Genomic DNA, 16,263 nt, shown 5'->3' with positions numbered 1-16,263 from the left:
CAGGCGTGGCTTTTTTGCCAGACAAGGCCGTTCGTCTGTCTTTTGATTGATGGTCTTTCGTGATAAACTGGCTGAGGAAGATGAAACATATGTCATTTTAGATATGCGGAGGGGCCAAGCGGTTTTCCATGGCCCGCATGACTCTGTTGGCTTGCCCCGTCGGCTCGTCAAATTGCTTCGCTATTTGCTGGAGAATGCGCCGAAGGTTAAAAGATACGATGCCATCATCGCTAACGTTTGGGGAGATGAGGAGGCTGTGAGAAATGAAAACGTGAAAAAAATGATCAATAAGTTGCGGAAAAAATTAGAACAATGTTTTTCCGAGCCAACCGATCAGATTATTGTGAATGTAAGAGGGGAAGGATATCTGTGGAATTGTAAGATTCCGTACCGGATTATCGTTTGTCTGGATGAATATGAATATTTCATATGAAAAACAGCCTACGGAATGGTCACCATGTTGGTGACCATTTCAGACTGTTGAAAAACGATTTTGTCAAGGGACAAAATCGTTTTTTTATGATATATGTTGAGAAAACAACTGATGAGGAGAAACCACTTATGTACTACTACCAATCGAACTTAGAGATTCAACAAAATCGTCAAGCTTATGAATCCATGTATGATCCTAACCATATCTTGGTTCAAATCGACAAATTGATGGATTGGAATCATGTATATCAGTTACTTGAACCGTTTTATCCAAGTACCATTGGCCGCCCCACGATTGATCCGTTGATTTTTGTAAAAATCCTCATGATTCAATATCTGGAAGGGTTTCGATCCGTTCGGTTTACCTGTAAACAAATCCAGCAACACGCCACGTATCGCTGGTTTTTAGGCATTTCCCCCACCGATAAAGTCCCTTGCCACTCCAGCGTTTCCAAGTTTCTTCGCCATCGGGTCGATCCCAGTGTATGGGAAGCGTTATTTGATCATGTTCTTCAACGGATTCAAGGAGACGGGTTCTTGTCTAAAGACACGTGGGCAGCAGATGAAACAGAGTTAAAAGCGAATGCCAATAAACGAAAACGCATCCCAGTGATTCAGACGATGGTGGTGAAAGAAGACGAGGACGTGTTACAACTGGTCAATGAAAAACGACAACAGCATGGAAAAAAACAGTTAGCGCCCAAAGCAGAGAAGCTGGTAACCAAAAAGATGATCTGTAGCACCACAGATCCAGATGCTGGGCTATCGGTCAAACATGATCCGCGTGGTCTCTTTGCGTTCCACGATCATCGAATCGTTGACACCTTGCATAATTTTATTTTGGATGCTTACGTGACTGCCGCCACCGTGCCTGGTCATCGTATTTTGATGGAGCGAATCGAGCGTGTTGAACATCGAGTAGGATATTCTCCCGAAGAAATAGTGTTAGACGCTGGCTATTATAACGCCCGACTAGCAAGAGAATTAGAGAAAAAAGGGATTTTGGCGTATATGTCGTATCGACGTTTTCATCGAAAGGAACATCCCGATTGTCGTTCCGTAAAGTTCCAGCCAGTCACAGACGATGTGTATGCGTGTCCCTTTGGCGTAAAGTTCACCTATTCGACGTCCACCCGTTCTGGATATCATGAGTACAAACCAGCAGTAAAAGGAAGTTGTGTGGGATGTCCTGCCGCAAAAGGCGCAAAGGATCGTGTATTTCGAGTTTCCGTTCATCAAGATATCTACGAACGAATGCGGAAACAACGATTATCGATGAGAGGAAAAGTGTTGCGATCGGTACGTCCATCGACGATTGAGCGAAGTTTTGCCGAAAGCAAAGAACTCCACGGTCTTCGTTTCACACGATACCGTGGAGTCCAGCAAGTACAAATTCAGGTTTGGATCACCGCCCTGATCCAAAACCTCAAAAAGTGGACCAAATTGCGATCACTTCAACAATATGGTCTATATCTAACCTACCAAATGAAAGAGAAAAAGAAAAGAAAAAGTTCACACTCCTCGTGAACTTTTTCTTGACGTCCGACTTTTTCAACACTTTGAAGAAGCAGAGCTTCTTCGGCAGAAACAAACCCAGTGGGAACGCCGTCTGTTTTTGTGCCGGGAAGACGCCGAACAAGCCCTAGCGTCTCTAAAGGCGTCCTTTCGTCTCCGGTTCCATCGCGTCGAGGCGTCGGTCGAAGCGATCGTGCGCCCGAAAAAACGGCGTGGACGTCCGAAAAAAGGGGCGGAACCGGACATGAAGACGCTGTACGCCCTTCGTTTGAACGTGGAATTCGACTAAGCTGCGTGGGAACAGGCGAGACGAAAAGCGTCCCGGTTTGTCCTTGTCACGACCATTCCGAAGGAACGGAAAGGTCAACCGATGGATGCGAAAGAGATCTTGAAGTTGTATAAAGGTCAAATCTCGGTGGAAATGAACTTCTCTTTCTTGAAAGACCCGTTCTTTACGGATGAGATTTACGTCAAAAACCGGAACGGGTCGCAGTATTGGGCTATTTGTTTCTGTTGGCCTTGGCGATTTAGCGCGTCTTTCAGCGCCAGGTGCGTCCGTTCATCACTCCGGAACACCCATTAAAGGGGGCGGGAGGACGGAAACGGACCGGACCGACGGGACAAGCGATGTTTCGATTGTTTTGGTACGTCAGGATCGTCCTGTTGGAACTGCCGGATGGACGAATCCAACGCGCGTTCGGTCAACCGCTCACGTACGAGCAGCGAAGGATTGTGCAAGGATTAGGGATGGACGAGGGGATTTAAGTCTGATGGAATAAGGAACAACTAGAGATGGTAAAAAAAGGATTGCCATCGCTCGTTGTGTTGGTCAGAAAGTGATTCTAAAATAACGAAAGAAAAATCCTTTCTTTCAACCCTGTTAGGGTGCGAAATGTGAGGTATAATATATAGTAAATAAGGCAAAATTGCGATATGTTATACATAAAGTAAATTCTACTGCTATAATCGTATTTGCGGAGGTGACGATATTGAATGAAATAGAACTAAAAAAATTATTGGATAAATTTAGAAGCCTCCCCTCCGAAAATGAATGGGTAGAGTTTAAAGAAGCCAAGAAAAATTTTGGTTTTGATGATTTAGGTGAATACTTTTCAGCGTTAAGCAATGAGGCTAACTTAAAAAATCAGCCTTATGGGTGGCTTATTTTTGGAGTAAAAGATAAAAATAAAGAAATTGTTGGAACACAATACAGAGAAAATAGAGCCGATTTAGATCGCCTTAAACATGAGATATCGAGGCATACAAACGGTGGGCTGTCGTTTGTTGAGATTTATGAACTTTTTTATCCAGAGGGCAGGGTGATTATGTTTCAAATTCCTGCTGCGCCGAAAGGAATGCCAACATCTTGGAAAGGTCATTATTTTGGCCGAAATGGCGAGTCGAAAGGTCCACTCAGCATACAAGAAATCGAAAGTATTCGCAATCAACGTATGAAAGAAGATTGGTCGGCTGGGATTTGTCCCGGTGCTACGATTGATGACTTAGATAAAACGGCCATTGAGAAGGCAAGAGAAGAGTATAAAAAGAAAAATCCACGTTTAGCCGAAGATGTCGATAAATGGGATGATATAACGTTTCTGAATAAAGCAAGGGTAACGATTAACGGACAAATTACGAGAGCAGCCATTATATTGCTTGGTAAACCTGAATCCGAACACTTTTTGGCGCCGGCTGTTGCAAAAATGACATGGATTTTGAAAGACGAACATAACATTGAGAGGGATTATGAGCATTTTGGACCGCCATTTATTTTAAACACAAATGAACTTTTTGCAAAAATCCGCAATTTAAAATATCGTTATATGCCGGACCAAAGTTTGTTCCCAATTGAAGTGAATCAGTATGATCCTTACGTCATTCGTGAAGCATTGCATAACTGTATTGCTCATCAAGATTACACTCTTCAAGGACGAATTAATGTTGTTGAAAAACCAGAGGAATTAATTTTTACAAATCTTGGTGAATTTATTCCTGAAACGATTGAGAATGTGATTGAACGTGATGCACCTCAAGAATATTATCGAAATCGCTTTTTAGCCGAAGCAATGGTCAATTTGAATATGATTGATACAATTGGTTCGGGAATTAAGAAAATGTTCTTAGAGCAACGAAAAGATTCTTTCCAATGCCGGATTATGATTTAAGTGAACCGAATAAAGTAAAGGTGACCATTTACGGCAAAATATTGGATTATAACTATACTCGTATGCTTATCAGCCATACAGATCTCGATTTGAGTGTAGTGATTGCGTTAGATAAGGTGCAAAAAAAGCAACGCATCACACAAGAAGAAGCAAAAAAATTAAGGGCATTAAAATTAGTGGAAGGCAGATATCCAAACCTATATGTTTCCGCTAAAATCGCTGAAATTACAGGAGATAAAACCACCTATATTAAAAACAGGGCCTTTGATAAAGAGCATTATAAGCAACTGATTATCTCATTTTTGCGTCAGTATAAAGTGGCAAGTAGGAAAGATATTGATGATTTGTTGCTAGATAAACTATCTGATGCTCTCAATGAAAAGCAAAAAAAGAGGTACATCGGAAACTTGCTTCAAGAAATGTCCAAGAAGGATAAAACTATTGTAAATCAAGGTTCTGCCCGCTATCCAAAATGGGTATTAACTAAGTAGTTAAACTTAGTTTTAAATTAGTTATAGGTTTAGTTAATAAAATTAGTTATAAAAATTGCTCGAATATTGATTTTACGCGGTTTTTCCATTAACTAATTAGTTATAGGAATAGTTATTGTTAGTTGTAGGATTTAGTTAAAGACATCGGTTAGATTTAAACCGGTGTCTTTTTAATATTTACCAAAGAGTTTAAAACTCACATTTCGCACCCTCTCGACAACAATCGGGAGGATTTTTTTATCTTCATGTCGAATGAATCCTTGAAACACAAGGAAAGCAAAGGAGTTTCTCCATCATGAGCGTTCAAATCCGTGCCATTTATGAAAGTTCCTATTTGAATATAATAAGTACCATTTTCAAGGATCTTGGCCTCCCTCAATTGATTGATCATCTGGTTCCCGTGGATCCTCAATGCCAAACTCGAGCCAGCGATGTGGTCTGTCTGCTCACCTTGGATATCTTGAGCGGCCGGCAAGCGCTCGTTCATTTGGAACAATGGGCGCATGACATCGATTGGCCTAAGTTGATCCGACCGGGGCTTTCCCCTTCTTGGTTCAACGACGATGCCATCGCGCGCCATCTTGATCGACTGTACGACGCCAATATCCATGCCGTTCTTTCCACCTGTCTTGTGCAAATGTATAAGAAAGAAGGAATCCCTCTTCGGGTGTTCCATGCCGATACGACCGATGTATCGGTTTACGGTACGTATGAATCGGCCTCGCCGGATGCCTTGCAAATTACGTATGGCTACAACCGGCATCATCGCTGGCAAAAGCAGATCGGATTTGGACTGATCGGCAACGAGGATGGCATCCCCTTTTATGGCGATGTACACAACGGCAATCTACCGGATAAGACGTGGAATCCCGAAGTGTTGTCCCGTGTACAGAAACAGCTGAAGCAGGCGAAGATCGAAGAGGAATGGATTTATGTTGCCGATTCGGCCGCCATGACGAAAGACACACTGGCGCAAACGAAGGTCGCCAACGCCTTTTTGATCACAAGAGGCCCTTCGTCGCTTCGGATCGTCAAAACCGCGCTGGCCGAAGCGGATGCCCAAGACACGCCGTGGAGCGAGCCATTCTCCTTCGCGGAGAAAAACGGAGCCACCTATCGGGTGTGGGAAACGACATCGACGTATGAGGGGCATCCGGTTCGGTTGATCGTCGTTGAATCCAGCGCGCTCGACCAACGAAAAGGAAAGACGCTCGAAAAAGAACGAAACCAAGAAGCAGAGCTTCTTCATGAGGAACAAGTCCGTTGGGAGCGTCATCCCTTCTCCTGCCGGGAAGACGCCGAACAAGCCTTGGCGTCCCTCAAGGCGTCCCTTCGCCCCCGGTTTCATCGGGTGGAGGCCGTGGTCGAAGCGATCGTGCGCCCGAAAAAACGGCGTGGACGTCCGAAAAAAGGGCGGAACCGGACATGGAGACGCTGTACGCCCTTCGTTTGAACGTGGAATTCGACTAAGCTGCGTGGGAACAGGCGAGACGGAAAGCGTCCCGGTTTGTCCTTGTCACGACCGTTCCGAAGGAATGGAAAGGTCAACCGATGGATGCGAAAGAGATCTTGAAGTTGTATAAAGGTCAAATCTCGGTGGAAATGAACTTCTCTTTCTTGAAAGACCCGTTCTTTACGGATGCGATTTACGTCCAAAAACCGGAACGGGTCGCAGTATTGGGCTATTTGTTTCTGTTGGCCTTGGCGATTTACCGCGTCTTTCAGCGCCGGGTGCGTCCGTTCATCACTCCGGAACACCCATTAAAGGGGGCGGGAGGACGGAAACTGACCCGACCGACGGGACAAGCGATGTTTCAATTGTTTTGGTACGTCAGGGTCGTCCTGTTGGAACTGCCGGATGGACGAATCAAACGCGCGTTTGGTCAACTGCTCACGTACGAGCAGCGAAGGATTCTGCAAGGATTAGGGATGGACGAGGGGATTTACGTCTGATGGAATAAGGAACAACTGGCGATGGTAAAAAAGGATTGCCATCGCTCGTTGTGTTGGTCAGAAAGTGATTATAAAAAACGAAAGAAAAATCCTTTCTTTCAACCTTGTTAGGGTGCGAAATGTGAGTGAGAAGTTGACGGCTCGTATGAAAAAGCAGTTATCGTGGCATGGACCAACGACACTGACACGCGAGCAAGCCCACCTGGCTAACGGGCGGGCTGTTTCCGTTTGGGGCGTACACATTGTTCGTAGCGATGTTTCGTGTCTGTGAAAGGGGAATGTCAACAAAGGAGAAAGAGGTTAAACGATATCTCCGAGCTGCTCTTTTCCAAGTTGGCGGCCGACGAGTTCATCAAGCTGGCGGATTTTTTTTAACGCCAAATCATCACTGATCGTTCGGTAATGGTGGCGGCCGCCGGGTTCCTCGTCGGCTTCGTCAGCCCATTTGACGATGGCTTGGAGCGGATTTCGTTTCAGCTCGCCTTCCGGAAGGTATGAGTCAGTATGCAGCAAAATTGCTAAGGCGATTTCTTTAGCATGTTGCGGATGTTCGCCAAGGCGGATCAGCAATTTATGAGCTCGCTCTGCCCCCTTAATGGCGTGGATGTCATTTTGCTTGTACTGTTCATAATCCCACTGCCCATTTTTGTACCATGTATAATGGCCGATGTCATGAAGCAGTGCGGCTTTCGTCGCCAGATCGGGGTTGACTCCGTACCGGAGGGCCAAGCGATAAGCGTAGTATGCCGCAGCGATGGCGTGAGCGAGGCCAGATCGTTTTAAATATTTTTGTGCAGTCGGATGGGTAAAGACGTCCGTTAAGGTGACCGTTCTCATGGGCATCCCCCCGTGTTTTTCTTATCATCATATCATGGCAAGAAGGAGCCAACAATGGGGAAAAACGGACGAGAACGGTTTCATAGATAAAAAAGCTGGCCGTGTTGAACAACAGCGGCCGGCCTATTTCATCTGTGCCTGGCAAGCCAAACGCTTGGCCGGTTGATTCGTTTTTTCGCGCTCGCGCCGCGTTTTCGGGGCGAGGAAATGAGCGCCGGCAAGGACGGTGACGGCACAGCGGCCGCACGTTCCTTTTTTGCATTTATGGTCAAGTGGAATGCTTTGCTGGAGGGCGGCGTCAAGAAGCGAAACGCCGGCGGCTGGCTGCACGATAAACCTTTTTCCTTTTTGTTCCACTTGAATGACAGAGGGTGGTGCGGTGAGTGTCACATCAGGCTTGGATGGTGCAGTAGAAACAGAGCGCATGAATGGCCGAGCGGCAACCTTCAGCGAACCGACAGTGAATGCGCGATCCATTTTTTTACATACCTCCTTTAAATTACATCTCTAGTTTGAAAATGAATCTCATTTACATTTTGGTGAATGATTGGTATCATAATAGTCAAAGGGATTGTGAAAACGCCAACTTGGCTAGAGATAAGGGGGAGACACCATGGGCATTCCGATGAACGGACTGCGCGATATGAAAGCGATTTTAGCCAATGAGCGCAAAGTCGGCGGCGCGGTGGAAGCGGCATTTCTCCGTCTCCGTTCCGGCGAAGAATACCGGAACGCCTGCATCGTCCATATCGACCAGTTAGGCACCCATTATTATTCGGTTGGTTTTGTCACCGAGCAAGGGGAGCGGATGATTGTCAACGTTCAAGACATTAGTGTCATTTCCGCGCCTGAACATAAAAAAATCCGTGAGCTGAACAATGCCGCATACAAACGGGAAGCCATCAACGAAAAACGGCGCTATTTAAAACGGCTGTTTGACGTCTATGAAGGCAGTTATACCGTCCATTTTTGGCGTGAAGCGAAAATGATTATCGATGACATCGGTGTTGAGGCGCTCAGCCCGGAATTGTCGCTGCTCGTTTCGAACGTCCAAGGCCAAGCAGCCCGCACGGCTTGACGGCCAATCAGCAAGACGCCCAGCGGTTTGTAAATCCGCTGGGCGTTTCGTTTGTTGCAAGCAGCGGATGTGACTATTGAATCGCCTTCGGGCGCTTTGGCCCATGTCTAGCCAGCCTCCCGCAATGTGTCCCCTCTTTCCCCGAAAAGAGAAATTACGAGGCTCCGGCTGGATCTTCAAGCGTACAGATGGCGCTTGGCCGCTTAATGCGCGGCACCACCGATTCGTAGACACGGAACAAGTAGTTCATGTTTTCCGTATCTAAAAACGCGGTTTGCACGTCGACAGCGACCGCAAGATCGATGTTTTGTCGGCCGGCATCGATAACGACGCCGCGTTTGCCTTGAATGACCGGCGTTTGATAGATGCCGGCAGTCATCAGCTCGCGAATATGTTCAATTTCAAGCACATGCGTCCCTTCATGAACGCGGTGGATCAACGCATATAGCTCCGGCGACAGGACGAGCGCATACGGGCCCGTATGGCCGAGCTGAAGCAGCTTGTTGCGCGCTTCGACGACATCGGTAAAGGCGTTTCCTGATTTCATCCAGTCGCTGCGAATGTGGGCAACTTTTCCTTTGACGTTCATAATGCCAGGCACATCGAATTCAGCCGAACCGTTAAAAATCAAGTCGTCCTCGAGCAGGGCGCATTGCTGAGCAGCGTTGGCGGCGGCGGAGAAATCAATCGGGCTGCCGAGCTGTTTCGCCTGTTCAATGTCGCGCCAATATAAAATAAAGTCTTTATACAAAAGCGGAATCGTTAAATGCACGCGGCGCGTCGGTTCGGAAAGGCTCAGCTCCTTGCCGTGAAAGCTCATGTCCCCGTGTTCCGGGTTCGTATAAATATCGTTGGCGACCGATTGGACGCCTTCACCGAGCGGACCATACAAATCGATAAACCGGCGGCCGACGAGCTGGCGGCGCGCCGTTTCAATGACCATTTCGTCGAGCTCGCTCCATTGGCTGCTCGTGAGCGGGGCTTCCGGGTATAGCTTTGTTTTGTCCATAGCTCTCTCCTTCCTTATCTGTTTTTTAAGCTGCCAACCGTCAGCTGCCGCCGCGTCCCGTCTTGTGGACGGACGGGGGGCGATGCGGCGGGCGGGGCGGCGTATTGCGCTAGCTTCAAATGTTCTTTTTGATTTTCTTTTTCATCCGTCGGTGTTGCGGCGGCGAAGGAAACCGGCACGTCCAACGCGCGATTCAGCGCCTCAAGGGCGTCTTTCATCTGTTGGTAATCAGCAGCGGTCATGTCGCGCAGCGCCGCAATTGTCGGTTCATGTTCCGTCCCTTTATAATGAAACAACGACAAATCGAGATGTTCCAAAAAGTTGTGCAAACCGAATTTTTCAAGGCTGATATCTTGCAATAGACGCAAAAAGTCACCGTTCTCCCGCGATAAGAACGCCTCGTCCGCCAATGCCTCGCCCAGTTTCGGAAGCAAGGCGGCCAAACGGTCAAACCGATGTTCCTCTTCCTCATAAATATGATGCCAATACAGCCGTTCATGGTCGTCAGCAGCCTGTTCAATCGTCGGTTCTAAGATCGCTTGAAATTGACCGAGCGCTTCTTTCGACCGGTCAAGAATGGCGCTGACTTCTGCTAACGTGTCGTGCAATGAACTCCCTCCCCAATCATTGTCGTATACCATCTTTTCCACATTGAAAGAGACATAAACATCTAAAACAATGCTTTTGTTCTTTTGCACCGGGAAGACCCCGCTTCCGTGCGCAAGCGCATATATATGGGGACGGGCGAATGGGTGTTTTTCTCATCGATTGTAGGTGTGAGGGCGCTCAACGCAGCTAATACCGGCCTAGAAAAACTCTCGTTTCGCCGCGTCGGCAGCAAATGGCAGCGCTCGGGGTCGGTTGGCCCGATACCATTGGGCAAACAGGATGATCATCAGGCTAATGTCAATCACATCGCCGCTGTAATACATCACCATCGCTCCCGCTTTTGCCTGTTCGACGGGTATTGTCTTAGGCGGGTGGGCGTAAATATATTTCGCTAACACCGCATGAGCGGCTGACGCAGTGATCAGCGCGGCAACCCGTAAGGTGAAGCTTGGCCGGTTCGGCATCGGCTCGATGGCGAGGATGACAGCGGTAAACAAATAGCCAGCAAGAAACATATGAAGGTGGACGAATAGATACAGGGCTGTGTTTTCATACATTGCTGCGTAAAACGGAGTGGTGTAAACGATCCATAGCCCGCCGGTATGAAGCAAAACTGCAGTGGCCGGATGGCGGAGAAAGCGAAGCGGCCAACTTTTCAATAGGAGAAAAAGATGTTGAGCCCAGTGAGTTGGAACCATTTGCAATAAAAGAGCTACCGGCTTAGCCATAGCCATAAGAAGTGGAGCAAGCATCGCCAACAGCCAATGGCTCCACATATGTGTGACAAAATCACCATGGGCTCGGTGGGCAAGGGGACCAATAATGGCAACCATGGCGCAAAACGTCCCTATCCCCCAGCAAACGATGCGAAAAAGCGGCCACGGTTTACGACGGCGGCTTGAAACTAGGGCTGCGGAACTGTAGGCAACCAATGAAAGGACAAACGCCAGTACGAAAAGAATCTCGTACTCTGCCAAAGGAAGCAGGACGTTATCGTGATGGTGGTTCATATGATTCTCCTTCCCGCCGGACATCTTGGCGCCGGGCGCGGACAACGAGCATGGCGCCGGCGATTATCATGGCTGCGGCAATCACATTCCATGTCAGGTCATACGGCCAAATAGTAACGTCATATCGAATTTGATGGATCCGCATCAGCTTATGTTGAATCGTGCCGTCATACAGTTGGAATATCCCAGCTCCGAGTAACGCCCCTCCCCACCAAAGTGCTGGTCGCCATGCGTCCCGCCGATGAAGGTCAGCAAGCATAAACGAAGCGCCGACCGTCGCAAACCAACTAAACGCATGAAACAGCCCGTCGGAAATCAGTCCGATATCGGTTGTCGATTTGTCGTAAAAGTGATGCCAGTGCAGCAACTGGTGAAACACGACCTCATCCACGAACGCAATCAAGCCGAGACCGAACAAACCGCCTGACCATACATTGCGCCGCTTGCACATCAAATGGGTGACGCTGTTTTCGTGTTTGACAGCCATCTTTTCCTCCTGAGACTAGATTTGTTTTCTTGTCTATATTTAGTTAGTTTTTCCTAAGTGGAGAAGATATATTCAAAAAATATAAAGAAACGGGAGGGGAGAGGCGACCATTGCAACTGGCATATTATTTTATTTATCTAAATATGTCGAACAGTTACAATTTACCAACTGTTGATATTTTGATATATTTAGGGTGTGAAAATAATTGGGGGGGGGGAGAGGAGTGAAGCGAGTGCTCAAAATTCTTGCAAAATCAATGCTGTCACTAGCGTTAGTCGGCGGTGCCGGGCTTGCTGGCGTTCAGACGCAGGCGAACAAGGAGACGGCAGCGGATAATGGACGTACATACACCATTGATTTGGCCCATTACGTCGGTGCCGCCCCGGAACTAGTCGAAAAGGCAAAGAAGTTGGGAAAGGATTTTTCGAAGGTTGACCCGGCAGAAAGGTTTGCTGATCAGCATGGAACAAAATTTCAGCGGGCGGGCAACGAGCGTGTCCAGTTCCGGCCGGCGACAGGAGAGATTCCGGTGCTTGTCATTTTGGCGAAATTCCCGGGTGACGATGCACCGATCGGTGATCCGAAAGGGCAAGTGCCGGCTAAGTATTTCGAAGATTTAATTTTTGGTGATACGTATAATCCGTATGAGCTAGATCAATTTAAACAATATGCCCAATACAATGGGCAGCCAGCGCCAATAGATAGCACGATGCAAAATATTTATAAAGAGTCAAGCTATGGAAAAGTGAAGTTAGTTAGAAAAGAAAATACGGAATTCGTCTGGATCGAATTGCCGCGCGGAGCGTCTTACTATCTCGATCAAACAGGTAAGTATGTCAACGGCAACGTCAACGGCGACGCCCGTATGGGAGAGTTGGTCACCGACTTGTTTAGAGAGGCAGATGATGTTGTTGATTTCTCAAAATATGCCGTTGGCAGTGAAGTTCCGAACGTATTTATTATCCACGAGGGAACTGGGGCCGAATGGAGCCGGGATCCAGCACAAATTTGGTCGCACAAATGGAACGCGTTAAGCGCCTTATACTGGGGCAAATGGTATGAAACGGGGAAAACTGCTCCGGAATATGAAAATGTAACGTTGGGCGAGTGGATTAACAAAACAGTGAAAGAAAAACTGACCTATGACGGTGTTGTAGTAAACAACTACACGATCGAGCCGGAAATCGGAGGCAATGTCGCCGGCTACAATTTGGCGACCGGCGGCTATGACGAAACTTCGAAAACGGGTCCTTATCCAGCCCAAGCCGGCGTGTTTGCTCATGAGTTTGGCCATGCGCTCGGGCTGCCGGATTTTTATGACACCGCCTATACATCGGAAGGGGTGGGTAATTACTCGATGATGGCTGGCGGGTCATGGATGCGTTATCCAGATGCCGCGCCGTATTCCGGCAACTCGCCGACACACTTTGATCCGTTCTCGAAAATTTTCCTGGGCTGGGCTAAACCGATCGAAGTGAAGCCGGAGGATGGGGTGCAGACCATCACCCTCCCGCCGATTCATGCGGCCAAATCAGACAACGGCATTGTTAAAATGGAAGTGCCCGGATCGAATGGTACGGAATACTTTCTGTTTGAAAACGTGCAGCAGCAAGGATTTAACAAAGGGTTGATCCGTCAAGGCAAAGGCTCACACGGTTTGGTTGTATGGCATGTCGACGAAAACGTCCTCCGCTTATATCAAACGGTTGGATTCCGTCCGAATAACGTGGAAAACTGGATGAACAAACGGTTCCAGTACAATCAGTCGCAAACGGCGGCTGACGGAACGATCGTGACGCACTACGGTTTATCGGTCGTTCAAGCTGATGGCCGCTATGATTTAGAGCATTACGTCAACCGTGGAGACGAGGGAGACTTTTTCAAAACAGGCGATGCCATTACACCGGTTTCCGGGAAGGTTCATACGGGATCGTACTATTTCTGGAAAGGGTACAGCGCCACCCCGGCTGATTCAGGAATTCATGTGACAAATATTGCGGAAAATTCAGACGGATCGATTACAGCGAAGTTTTTCTATCATTTCAACGAGTCACAAAAATAAGGAGTTGGCAAAAGGGCGGCCGGCTGATGGCCGTCCTTTCCCATCCGACGTCACCTTTTGGCCCAGTCCGGAATAAAACAGAATAAGGAACATTGCCCACTTGATATGCGACGCGATTCCGGGGATAATGGAAACAGTGCGTGATGAATGACGATTGTCAGCATGGAATGAACGAAGAAGGTGACGGAAAGATGGAACGTGCGGAACACATTTATCAAAAGCTCGTAGAGATTTGTGGAGAAAAGAATGTTTTGCGCGATGAGCCGATGAGACATCATACATTAGTGCGGATCGGCGGCAAGGCCGATTTTCTCGTCTGGCCGGAAACGTACGAGCAAGTTGTTGGCGTGCTGCGGTTGAAAGAGGAGTACGGGCTGCCGTTTACGCTTCTTGGCAACGGCTCGAATGTCATTATTCGCGACGGCGGGCTGCGCGGTATTGTTATGCAGCTGAAGCATCTCAATCGCATTTGGCGCGAAGGAAACAACGTCATCGCCCAAAGCGGGGCGGATATTAAAGCGGTGTCGCGATTTGCTTTGGAACAACATCTTACTGGTTTGGAGTTCGCCTGCGGCATTCCGGGATCGGTCGGCGGGGCGATTATGATGAACGCCGGAGCGTACGGCGGGGAAGTGAAAGATGTGCTCGACCACGTGAAAGTGGCGACGCTTGCCGGTGAGTTGAAAACATTAAAAAATGAGGAGCTCGAACTCGGATATCGAACGAGCTTGATCAGCCGGACGCACGATATCGTGCTTGAAGTTGTGTTTGCGCTGCAGCCGGGCGATTATGGACAAATCAAAGCGAAGATGGATGATTTGACGTTCCAGCGCGAATCAAAGCAGCCGCTTGAATACCCGTCGGTCGGCAGCGTATTCAAGCGGCCGCCGGGCTATTTCGCCGGCAAGCTCATTCAAGACAGCGGCCTGCAAGGGAAAGGATTTGGCGGTGCGGAAGTGTCGACAAAGCACGCCGGGTTCATCATTAATAAAAACAATGCAACGGCCGCCGATTATATTGCGACGATTGAAATGGTGCGCAAAACGGTGAAAGAAAAATTCGGCGTTGAACTTGAATTGGAAGTGAAAATTCTCGGCGAAGAGTGACACCCATCCGAACCCAATTGACGGGTTCGGACTTTTTTATCATCTCGAACCGGGAAGACTCCGCTTCGCGTGTAGATGATATACGTGGGATGAACCGGTGTCTTTCTCCATCGAATCGTAATGGAGAGCGTTCAAAATGATTGATGAACGGGAAAAATGGAGGAAGGAAAACAGTATTTGGGAACGGATGGAGGAAGGAAGATGAAGTTGCATTTTATCGTTAACCCTGCGGCGAAAAACGGCCGCTCGGCAGCGGTATGGGAGCGGGTGCAACGGATGTTGGAGCAGGAAGGTGTATCGTATGAAGTGCACTGGACAAAACGCGAAGGGGACGGAAAACGAATTGCACACCAGATCGCTGAGCAAAACGCTGAGCCGCTGGCGCTCATCGCTGTCGGCGGGGACGGAACCGTGTATGAAGTCGCCAACGGAGCGTCGTTGTTTCCGCATGTCGCCATCGGCTACATCCCAGCGGGGACAGGAAATGATTTTGCCCGCGGTTTCGGCCTGCCGCACCGCCCGGAACAGGCGCTTCGGCGGTTGTTGGCTGGGAAGGCGGCCAGCGGCGATCTTGGCCGCCTTGCAAGCAGCGCTGTGCGGGATGGGGTATTTGTCAACAGCGTCGGTTGCGGCTTTGACGCCCACATTGCCCGCGCGGTTAACCGATCCAAATGGAAAGGGCGGCTGAACCGCCTCGGGCTTGGCACGCTCACTTACGCGTTTTATTTAGTGAAAGAGCTCTTCCGTTATCAACCGGCGGATCTCGATATTTGCATTGACGGACAAAACTATTCGTTTCAGCAAGCTTGGATGGCAGCCGTATCGAATCATCCGTACTATGGCGGCGGGATGCGCATTGCCCCGTCAGCGCGGGCGGATGACGGCCTCCTTCACGTGACCGTTGTCGGCCGCTTGCCGCGCTGGAAACTTCTCTCGATATTTCTGACAGTGTTTTGGGGTGGACATGTACGAATGAAAGAAGTTTCCGTGTTTGCCGGGCGGAACGTGCACATTCGCCCCGCCGCTCCTGTCCCCGTTCACGCGGATGGAGAGGAAGCGGGGGTGGGAGAGGTGTCGGCTTGGATAGAGGCTAGAGGACTGAGAGTGATCGGTGCGGAAACTTTGTGAATGATTGGTACGTATGTGATAAAGAAAAAAGCTGGATGGAGGAGGGCGAGTGATGGGGAAGCGGCTGGTCATGCTTGATGTCGTATTCTATGTTCTGTTGTCGAGGCGTTTGACCGAGCGATCGTGATTCGAGAAATCGTTAGTTGGGGGGATCACGATTCTCTGTATTTTCGGGTTTGCCCGTATCTCGAAAATCATCTCGGAGCGGGAGAACCGTCATCACCCGGTGTGAGTGTAGAGGGGGGCGTTCGAAAGCAAAGCGGGCAACTGAAGAAACAGGGGAAGAAAGGAATGGCACTGCACATGGCTAAAAGCCAAGGCTGTTTCCAACGCGCGTTGGAAACAGCCTTTCTCATCTGAAACCGGGAAGAACCTCCACTT

Annotated in this window: 14 protein-coding genes and 2 pseudogenes; 10 read left to right on the top strand and 6 right to left on the bottom strand. The window is 48.6% G+C overall.

Annotated elements, in window-relative coordinates:
- Positions 1 to 49 precede the first annotated feature (49 nt).
- The 6 genes and pseudogenes from IC803_RS18510 (at position 50) to IC803_RS12560 (ending at position 6,556) form a co-directional block, all read left to right on the top strand.
- Positions 50 to 433: a winged helix-turn-helix domain-containing protein gene (locus IC803_RS18510; RefSeq protein ID WP_081209858.1), complete on the top strand. Its 384-nt coding sequence runs from the start codon at positions 50 to 52 to the stop codon at positions 431 to 433.
- A 128-nt stretch (positions 434 to 561) separates the two neighbouring features.
- Positions 562 to 1,959, top strand: coding sequence for an IS1182 family transposase (locus IC803_RS12575; RefSeq protein ID WP_081209856.1), 1,398 nt, complete (start codon positions 562 to 564; stop codon positions 1,957 to 1,959).
- A 34-nt stretch (positions 1,960 to 1,993) separates the two neighbouring features.
- A pseudogene (locus IC803_RS12570) lies at positions 1,994 to 2,712 on the top strand (IS1634 family transposase); the annotation flags it as partial.
- A gap of 224 nt (positions 2,713 to 2,936) precedes the next feature.
- Positions 2,937 to 4,112 carry an RNA-binding domain-containing protein gene (locus IC803_RS12565; RefSeq protein WP_223811966.1) on the top strand — a complete coding sequence of 392 codons (1,176 nt, stop codon included), beginning with the start codon at positions 2,937 to 2,939 and terminating at the stop codon, positions 4,110 to 4,112.
- Positions 4,094 to 4,603: a hypothetical protein gene (locus IC803_RS18205; protein ID WP_223811965.1), complete on the top strand. Its 510-nt coding sequence runs from the start codon at positions 4,094 to 4,096 to the stop codon at positions 4,601 to 4,603. Before IC803_RS12565 ends, IC803_RS18205 begins: the two co-directional genes overlap by 19 nt.
- 295 nt (positions 4,604 to 4,898) lie before the next feature.
- Positions 4,899 to 6,556, top strand: a pseudogene (locus IC803_RS12560) (IS1634 family transposase).
- 300 nt (positions 6,557 to 6,856) lie between these two features.
- On the opposite strand, the gene IC803_RS12555 reads toward IC803_RS12560, so the two are convergent.
- Both IC803_RS12555 and IC803_RS12550 read right to left on the bottom strand, forming a co-directional pair.
- Positions 6,857 to 7,393 (bottom strand): HD domain-containing protein, encoded by a 537-nt coding sequence (locus IC803_RS12555; RefSeq protein ID WP_081206631.1) that lies wholly within the window; start codon positions 7,391 to 7,393, stop codon positions 6,857 to 6,859.
- 123 nt (positions 7,394 to 7,516) lie between these two features.
- Entirely contained in the window at positions 7,517 to 7,870 is a 354-nt protein-coding gene (locus IC803_RS12550) for a 2Fe-2S iron-sulfur cluster-binding protein (protein ID WP_081206632.1), read from the bottom strand.
- A gap of 136 nt (positions 7,871 to 8,006) precedes the next feature.
- Between IC803_RS12550 and IC803_RS12545 the strand changes: the two genes are divergently transcribed.
- Positions 8,007 to 8,471, top strand: coding sequence for a hypothetical protein (locus IC803_RS12545; RefSeq protein WP_081206633.1), 465 nt, complete (start codon positions 8,007 to 8,009; stop codon positions 8,469 to 8,471).
- Positions 8,472 to 8,625: 154 nt separating this feature from the next.
- Here IC803_RS12545 and IC803_RS12540 read toward each other — a convergent pair whose 3' ends face one another.
- The 4 genes from IC803_RS12540 to IC803_RS12525 all read right to left on the bottom strand — a co-directional run bounded on the left by IC803_RS12540 (position 8,626) and on the right by IC803_RS12525 (position 11,586).
- The gene (locus tag IC803_RS12540; RefSeq protein ID WP_081206634.1) at positions 8,626 to 9,480 is read right to left on the bottom strand and encodes a family 1 encapsulin nanocompartment shell protein; all 855 of its coding nucleotides are present in this window, start codon (positions 9,478 to 9,480) and stop codon (positions 8,626 to 8,628) included.
- A 14-nt stretch (positions 9,481 to 9,494) separates the two neighbouring features.
- Positions 9,495 to 10,088: an IMEF encapsulin system ferritin-like cargo protein gene (locus tag IC803_RS12535; RefSeq protein ID WP_081207017.1), complete on the bottom strand. Its 594-nt coding sequence runs from the start codon at positions 10,086 to 10,088 to the stop codon at positions 9,495 to 9,497.
- A gap of 198 nt (positions 10,089 to 10,286) precedes the next feature.
- Positions 10,287 to 11,099, bottom strand: a complete 813-nt coding sequence (locus IC803_RS12530; protein WP_158083270.1) for a cytochrome c oxidase assembly protein — start codon at positions 11,097 to 11,099, stop codon at positions 10,287 to 10,289.
- Positions 11,080 to 11,586 carry a DUF2243 domain-containing protein gene (locus tag IC803_RS12525; protein ID WP_081206636.1) on the bottom strand — a complete coding sequence of 169 codons (507 nt, stop codon included), beginning with the start codon at positions 11,584 to 11,586 and terminating at the stop codon, positions 11,080 to 11,082. The genes IC803_RS12530 and IC803_RS12525 overlap by 20 nt, the downstream gene beginning before the upstream one ends.
- A gap of 223 nt (positions 11,587 to 11,809) precedes the next feature.
- Between IC803_RS12525 and IC803_RS12520 the strand changes: the two genes are divergently transcribed.
- The 3 genes from IC803_RS12520 to IC803_RS12510 all read left to right on the top strand — a co-directional run bounded on the left by IC803_RS12520 (position 11,810) and on the right by IC803_RS12510 (position 15,882).
- A complete protein-coding gene (locus IC803_RS12520; RefSeq protein WP_304441239.1) occupies positions 11,810 to 13,648 on the top strand; it encodes a M6 family metalloprotease domain-containing protein in 1,839 nt (612 codons plus the stop codon).
- Positions 13,649 to 13,839: 191 nt separating this feature from the next.
- Positions 13,840 to 14,754, top strand: coding sequence for a UDP-N-acetylmuramate dehydrogenase (gene murB, locus IC803_RS12515; RefSeq protein ID WP_081207018.1), 915 nt, complete (start codon positions 13,840 to 13,842; stop codon positions 14,752 to 14,754).
- Positions 14,755 to 14,955: 201 nt separating this feature from the next.
- Positions 14,956 to 15,882, top strand: a complete 927-nt coding sequence (locus tag IC803_RS12510) for a diacylglycerol/lipid kinase family protein (protein WP_081206638.1) — start codon at positions 14,956 to 14,958, stop codon at positions 15,880 to 15,882.
- The last annotated feature ends 381 nt before the right edge of the window (positions 15,883 to 16,263 follow it).

It is taken from the genome of Geobacillus sp. 46C-IIa (assembly GCF_014679505.1).
GTDB lineage: Bacteria > Bacillota > Bacilli > Bacillales > Anoxybacillaceae > Geobacillus.
The sequence above is the reverse complement of the archived record's forward strand: the minus strand, read 5'-3'. Positions and strand labels throughout refer to the sequence as shown.

Excerpts from the sequence above, each read along its gene's own strand:
- IC803_RS18510 (WP_081209858.1), top strand. The coding sequence starts at position 50 with ATGGTCTTTCGTGATAAACTGGCTGAGGAAGATGAAACATATGTCATT.
- IC803_RS12575 (WP_081209856.1), top strand. The coding sequence starts at position 562 with ATGTACTACTACCAATCGAACTTAGAGATTCAACAAAATCGTCAAGCT.
- IC803_RS18205 (WP_223811965.1), top strand. The coding sequence starts at position 4,094 with ATGCCGGATTATGATTTAAGTGAACCGAATAAAGTAAAGGTGACCATT.
- IC803_RS12555 (WP_081206631.1), bottom strand. The coding sequence starts at position 7,393 with ATGAGAACGGTCACCTTAACGGACGTCTTTACCCATCCGACTGCACAA.
- IC803_RS12550 (WP_081206632.1), bottom strand. The coding sequence starts at position 7,870 with ATGGATCGCGCATTCACTGTCGGTTCGCTGAAGGTTGCCGCTCGGCCA.
- IC803_RS12545 (WP_081206633.1), top strand. The coding sequence starts at position 8,007 with ATGGGCATTCCGATGAACGGACTGCGCGATATGAAAGCGATTTTAGCC.
- IC803_RS12540 (WP_081206634.1), bottom strand. The coding sequence starts at position 9,480 with ATGGACAAAACAAAGCTATACCCGGAAGCCCCGCTCACGAGCAGCCAA.
- IC803_RS12530 (WP_158083270.1), bottom strand. The coding sequence starts at position 11,099 with ATGAACCACCATCACGATAACGTCCTGCTTCCTTTGGCAGAGTACGAG.
- IC803_RS12525 (WP_081206636.1), bottom strand. The coding sequence starts at position 11,586 with ATGGCTGTCAAACACGAAAACAGCGTCACCCATTTGATGTGCAAGCGG.
- murB (WP_081207018.1), top strand. The coding sequence starts at position 13,840 with ATGGAACGTGCGGAACACATTTATCAAAAGCTCGTAGAGATTTGTGGA.
- IC803_RS12510 (WP_081206638.1), top strand. The coding sequence starts at position 14,956 with ATGAAGTTGCATTTTATCGTTAACCCTGCGGCGAAAAACGGCCGCTCG.